The sequence below is a fragment of the Nocardia sp. NPDC004722 genome (assembly GCF_053601505.1).
In genome coordinates, this window is the sequence record NZ_JBSGBY010000612.1 from 1 (window position 1) to 4,919 (window position 4,919).

A 4,919-nucleotide genomic window follows, 5' to 3' on the forward strand; every position below is an offset into this window, starting at 1 on the left:
AAACGACTCGAACCGGGTGAGGACATGCTGTCGGCCCTGGTCGGCGATGATGCCGACCTGGACGAGGGTGAGCTCGTCGGCATGGCCTTGCTGCTGCTGATCGCGGGGCACGAAACCACGGTGAACCTGATCGGCAACGGCGTGCTGACCCTGTTGCACGAGCGGTCCCGGCTGGATCGTCTGGTCGAGGATCCGGCGCTGATCCCCGCCGCCGTCGAGGAGCTGTTGCGCTTCGACGGCCCGGTCAACATGGCCACGGTGCGCTTCACCGCCGAGCCGATCACGGTGGGCGACACGGTGATCCCCGCGGGGGAGATGGTGCTGGTGGGCCTCGCCGCGGGCAACCGCGACCCGCAGCGCTTCCCCGACCCGCACGCCTTCGCCCCCACGCCCGACCACGCCGCCCACCTCGGCTTCGGCCACGGCATCCACTACTGCGTCGGCGCACCCCTGGCTCGTCTCGAGGCCACCATCGCGTTCACCACCCTGCTACACCACTACCCGGATATCGACCTGGCCGTCGATGAGTCCGAACTGCGCTGGCACCCCAATGCGATCATCCACGCCCTGAAGCGGTTGCCGGTCCGGTTGCGGAAATAAACACGCGTTCATGATCATTCGGCGATGAGTTTCGGTCGGTCGGCGAGTCTATCTTCTTGAACAGACGTTCGAATTGTCCGTCGAGTCGAAGAAGTTGATCTCTCATGACCGTTTTCGCCATCTACGGGGCCACCGGTCACACCGGTCGTCTCGTTGCCGCCGATCTCACCGCGCGCGGGCAGGAGGTGGTGGTGTCCGGCCGGGATCCGGACGCGCTTGCCGCGCTGGGATATTCGCGGATCATGCCCGCCGCCCTGGACGATCCCGGTGCGCTGCGCGAGCTGGCCGAGGCCGCCGACGTGCTCATCCACTGTGCGGGCCCGTTCGCCACCACCGGGCTGCCCGTCGCCTCCGCGGCCTTGGCGGGCGGAGCTCACTACGTCGATCACGCGGTGGAGGTGCATCACGTGAAGCGGCTGTTCGACGAGTTCCAGCAGCCCGCCCAGCGCGCCGGGATCACCATGCTGCCCAGCGTGAGTTTCTATGGGGGACTGGGTGATCTGCTCGCGGGTGCGGTCGCCCGGGATGTCGCCGATATCGACCGGATCACTGTCGCCTACCACGTCACCAACTGGATGATGACCCACGGCGCGGTGGAGACGGCGCGATTGTTGTTCGCCGACACCGACCGGATCGGGTACGAGGACGGGCAGCCGCGGTTCGGGTTCGTGGAGCCCCGCCAGGCCATCTTCGCCTTCCCGCCGCCGGTGGGGCCCCGGCCCATGATCGCGCCGGTGCCGTTCCCGGAGGCGGTGACGGTGCCGCGCCACACCCGGACGAAAGCCGTGGAGGCACAGCTGACTTCCCACACTTTCGCCGAGGAGCAAGCATTCGCGAGTGAGCATGTCGATCCCGCAGAGCGGTCCGCGAGCCAATTCATGATCGCCGCGCAGGTGCTGGCCGGATCCGGATCCACCGCCGGAACCCTGAGTGGGCGCGACCTGTGGTCGGTCGCGGCACTCGCCTCGGTCGAGGCGGCCGTCCGGCTTGCCGAGGGCACCGCCAAGAGCGGAGTCGCCAGTCCCGCCGAGGCTTTCGACGCCGTGGACTTCCTGACCGGCCTCGCCGAGCGCGGGGTCTTCGACCTGCGGCTGCCGGAAAAAGCGTGAGGAGCGGGCACGATATGACAAGCACAGTGAGAGGACCGATCCTCGTCACCGGCGCGGCCGGTGGCAGCCAAGGCGGGACCGGGCGACTGGTCGCCGAATCTCTATTGCGCACCGGGCTGCCGGTGCGTGCCTTCGTGCACCGCGACGACGGCCGCGCCGCCGAGCTGAAGGATCTCGGTGCCGAGGTGGTGGCCGGTGACCTGCGTGAGATCACCTCGGTGAGCCCGGCCCTGCAAGGCGTCACGCGGGCCTACTTCACCTACCCGGTGACTGCCGGAATGATCGATGCCGCCGCGGTTTTCGCTGCCGTCGGCAAGCAGAGCGGCCTGCAGAGGGTGGTCGCGACCTCACAGCTCGGCTCCGATCCGCAGGCGGGCACCCCGCACATGCGGCGGCACTGGGTGGCCGAACAGGTCCTCGACAATGCCGGGATCGGCGCCGTGCATCTGCGCGCGGCGGTGTTCTACGAGAACCTGAAGGTCGCCATCGGTGACCGCGACGAGCTGGCCCTGCCGCTGGGCTCGCCCGATACCGTCCTCCCCTTGATCGCGGGCGCGGATGTCGCCGGTGTCGGCGCGGGCGTGTTGCGCACCGAAGGCCCGGTCGATCCGGTGCTGTGGCTGGCCGGTGAGATCATGACCGTCGGCGAGGCCGCCGAATCATTCGGCGTCCCTTACCGAAACGTCGACCCCGCCGTATGGTCCGAGTGGGCCATGACGGTCTACCGCGACGAAGTGACCGTGGAACACCTGACCCACCTGTGGACCATGTTCGCCGCCATCGGTTCCGGCCACGAACTGTTCCGGGTCACCGAATCCATCGAGCGCTACACCGGCCGCCCGCCGATCACGCTGCGCGAGTTCCTCACTTCGGCGTGAGGAAGTCCTCCAGGAAACTGCCCAGGCGCTCGGCCTTGGCCGCGAGACTGCGCTGCGATTGCAGGTAGTCGTCGACGCCTTGCTCCTGGGCATCCTTCAGGTAGGCCGGTAGCGGCTGCTGGATCTCGGTGTCGATCGCCTGGGCCAGCAGCGGTTCCATGGTGGCGCGCAGTGGGTTTCCGGTCGCCGCCTGATTGTCGAGTTCGAGGCGTCCGTTCTCGGTGGAGTAGTCGTAGAGTTCGAATTCCTGCTCCGCCGAGCCGTCGATCTGAATGCGCCCGTCCACCCACTTGGAGTACGACGCGAACTTCGCCTCCGCCGTCCGCACCATGGCCACGTGACCCGGGGCATTGTGATCGAACATGATCGCCGCCTCCTCGATGGTCGACTCGTCGGTGGTGTGCGCGATCCACGGGCGACCGGCGGCGGAAGCGTTGCGACACAACGCCGTCAGATCCAACCGGCCCTGCAGATGCTGGTACCGATCCTGCGCCCGCCAGTCAGAGTTCCCGGTGGCGATCGTCAACAGCAGCGGCGCGAGATCGACACTGGAGGTGAGTTGCGTTCGGGTGCTGGTGGAATCGGTCGGGCTCAGGTATCCGCGCGGGTCGTGCACATACAGCGGCACTCGCACCGCCTCGTCATACGCGCCGCCGCCCTTACCGTGCAGCCCGTGCGATCCGGCGTAATCACCATGATCCGAAGTGAATACGATGACCGTATTGGCCGCGACATCCGGCCGCGAGTACAGGGTGTCGAGGACCCGGCCGATCTGTGTGTCGACCTGCTGCTGCAGCCACAGGTACAGGTTGCGCATATCGATCCAGGCCTGGGTGGCCTCCGGCGTTCCATAGGGCGCGAGCCCGAACGCCACCACCGACGCCTGCACCAACGCCATTTGTAGTCGGGGCTTGGCGGAAAGCTGTTGCAGCGATTCGAAATTGCCCGGCAACTGGTCCATCCACTTCGGGATGTCGAGGTTCGCTTGATCGCGGCGGGTCCAGCGCGGCCAGTACTGGATATCGTGCGGGTTGACCAGGGAAACCGTGGTGCACCATGGTGATCCGCCGGAGTCGTGGTCGAACCAGTCCACGAAATCGTCGACGATCTTCGGATCGGCCTGCAAACCCTGGCCCGGAGCGCCATTGGGGGACGGGTAGGTACCGCCCCCGAACCCGTAAGCCTCGAGTGCGCCCGGGGTGCGGTCCGGGTAGTGGCCCAAATGCCACTTGCCCCACCAGGTTGTCTCATAGCCGTGCTCGCGGAGCATCGAACCCCAGGTCGGGAACCTCGGGGACAACGTGGATTCCGAGACCACCATGCAGCCGGTCTGATGGCTGTAGAGGCCCGTCACCAGCGCGCCTCGTGAGGCTGTGCAGTCGTTCGCGGCCGTGTAATGCTGGTCGAACGAGACGCTGCCCCGTCGGATTCTCGCCAGGTTCGGGAGTAGCTGATCCAGCGTTTGCTGGTCCGGGAACCAAGTTGGTGCCCGCATCTCGTCGACGATCACCACGAGGATGTTCGGCTGGTCGGGATTGACGTCGGCCCTCGCCTTGGTGGCCGGTCCGGATGCGGTGGTCGCGACTGCCGCGGTGACCGATACAGCTGCTCCTGTGAGAAATCCGCGTCTGCCGAACAATAGGGCTCCTCGTATCCGAAATGTCGATTCGTGAGGGAGCGTAGGGGAGTGGGGGGCGGGGCGTCATCACGCGTGCGCGGGACGGAGGGTCCCCCGTTCGGGGGATGAAAAGCCAAAGAACGAAAGACAAAAGATGGCCTGGAGGAGGAGTGAGAAGGTGGCTGGGTTGGGCTCGCCTACCGGCGGTCCCAGCCACCTCACTGACCGCGAAGTTCATCGTCTCTGTGGAATTGTCAAAGAACAAGAACGCGATGAGCGGTTGCCGAGGGCACACGGTTGGCGGCGCAGCCGCGTTTACGGAAACGCCGGCAGACCGGCGGTGCACGAGCCGCCCGGGCTCACGCCACCCGTGAACCCCACTGCTGGCAGCTAGCCTCCGCCGCGGCGGCAACCACGGTGCCCAGGTGATGACGCTCGTTGACCTTCGGCGTGCCGGTCGGATCGACGTGCTTGGGGGCGATCCACCCACAGCGCCCCGCGAACTCCGAATCCTTGCCCATAACCACGGTCTTCCAGCCATCGACCGAATCGTTGACCAGGGCGTGGCAGTGATCGCACGCCAAAGCAAGATTCGCCAGATCGGTCGGCCCGCCGTCGACCCAGTCGGTGATGTGGTGCACCGCGCACATCGACGCGGGCGCATCACAACCCGGACGGGTGCAGCCCTTGTCGCGCGCGATCAACGCCAGACGC

Annotated in this window: 5 protein-coding genes; 3 read left to right on the top strand and 2 right to left on the bottom strand. The window is 66.7% G+C overall.

Annotated features, from left to right (window positions below; translation table 11 throughout):
• The 3 genes from ACWELQ_RS37995 to ACWELQ_RS38005 form a co-directional block, all read left to right on the top strand.
• On the top strand, positions 1-600 hold a 600-nt coding region (locus ACWELQ_RS37995), incomplete at its 5' end, for a cytochrome P450 (protein WP_452401852.1).
• Between the two features lie 104 nt (positions 601-704).
• The gene (locus ACWELQ_RS38000) at positions 705-1,709 is read left to right on the top strand and encodes a saccharopine dehydrogenase NADP-binding domain-containing protein (protein ID WP_452401853.1); all 1,005 of its coding nucleotides are present in this window, start codon (positions 705-707) and stop codon (positions 1,707-1,709) included.
• A 14-nt stretch (positions 1,710-1,723) separates the two neighbouring features.
• Complete coding sequence (locus ACWELQ_RS38005) at positions 1,724-2,587, top strand: NAD(P)H-binding protein (protein ID WP_452401854.1); 864 nt, start codon at positions 1,724-1,726, stop codon at positions 2,585-2,587.
• Here ACWELQ_RS38005 and ACWELQ_RS38010 read toward each other — a convergent pair.
• Entirely contained in the window at positions 2,574-4,226 is a 1,653-nt protein-coding gene (locus ACWELQ_RS38010; RefSeq protein ID WP_452401855.1) for a sulfatase-like hydrolase/transferase, read from the bottom strand. The genes ACWELQ_RS38005 and ACWELQ_RS38010 overlap by 14 nt on opposite strands.
• A 338-nt stretch (positions 4,227-4,564) precedes the next feature.
• Positions 4,565-4,919: HNH endonuclease signature motif containing protein (locus tag ACWELQ_RS38015; RefSeq protein WP_452401856.1), on the bottom strand; the 355-nt coding region annotated here is incomplete at its 5' end.

Bases quoted from the DNA above. Each gene is read 5' to 3' on its own strand.
- ACWELQ_RS38000 (WP_452401853.1), top strand. From the start codon at position 705: ATGACCGTTTTCGCCATCTACGGGGCCACCGGTCACACCGGTCGTCTC.
- ACWELQ_RS38005 (WP_452401854.1), top strand. From the start codon at position 1,724: ATGACAAGCACAGTGAGAGGACCGATCCTCGTCACCGGCGCGGCCGGT.